The sequence below is a fragment of the Leclercia sp. M50 genome, assembly GCF_037150775.1.
Taxonomy (GTDB): Bacteria; Pseudomonadota; Gammaproteobacteria; order Enterobacterales; family Enterobacteriaceae; genus Enterobacter.
Window position 1 is genome coordinate 1 of the sequence record NZ_JBBCPK010000227.1, and the last position, 1,052, is coordinate 1,052.

Consider the following 1,052-nt stretch of genomic DNA (forward strand, 5'->3'; position numbering starts at 1 on the left):
CGTCGTAGCGCTTCGCCAGGGCCACCACTTTCTCAAAGAAGTCGAGTTCCACGCACTGGGCGGTCGGGTTGGAAGGAAAACCGAGGATCATCATCTTCGGCTTCGGATAGCTTTCCCGGATGGCGCGCTCCAGCTCGTTAAAAAAGTCGACGCCTTCAACCAGCGGCACAGAGCGCACCTGCGCACCGGCAATGACCGCACCGTAAATATGGATCGGGTAGCTGGGGTTCGGCACCAGCACCGTGTCGCCATGGTCCAGCGTCGCCAGCATCAGATGCGCCAGCCCCTCTTTTGAACCGATGGTGACAATGGCTTCGCTCTCAGGGTCGATCTCCACCTGATAGCGTTCCTGATACCAGCGCGAAATGGCGCGGCGTAAACGCGGAATCCCTTTAGAGGTTGAGTAACCATGCGTGTCCGGGCGCTGGGCGACGGTGCAGAGTTTTTCCACGATATGGGGCGGCGTAGCGCCGTCCGGATTACCCATACTGAAATCGATAATGTCTTCGCCGCGCCGACGCGCAGCCATTTTCAATTCAGCAGTAATGTTAAACACATACGGGGGAAGACGATCGATACGCGAAAAACGGCGTTCAGGACTGGAGTCAGCCATAAATTCCTCAGATTACGTTAGCGCCCGGACCGTCCGAGCGACGTCGCCACGGATGTGGCGTGCTTAGAAAATAACCTGAAAAAATTCACCTTGTCGAGGGGGGAGAAATAAAAAAAGCGTAGCGCTAAAACGGGAACTCTGCTTAAGCAAAAACCGGAAGCAAAAAAGAAAAGAGGTATTATTAATACCTTTTTATTAACATTTTAATATCATTACAGTTACGACTTCCGGGTGGCTTTTTGGCTTTTCTCCCCGCTCAGGCGACCTTAGATACAATCCCCTTTGATTAACGTGGTTTATCCCCATTTTATAAAAGAGCGGGATGGCTGGTCATTGAGCGTCAGGTTTTTTATCATGGTTCTTTCCTCTTTTCCCAGGTTTACCCGTGCACGAAATATTCAATATGCTGCTGGCGGTGTTCGATCGCGCGGCGTTAATG

At 52.0% G+C, this 1,052-nt stretch carries 1 protein-coding gene; it reads right to left on the reverse strand.

The annotated features are described in order from the left end of the window. The coding region (locus WFM46_RS23745) for an aminotransferase class I/II-fold pyridoxal phosphate-dependent enzyme (protein WP_336998726.1) at positions 1-613 on the reverse strand (613 nt) is incomplete at its 3' end. Positions 614-1,052: the final 439 nt, after the last annotated feature.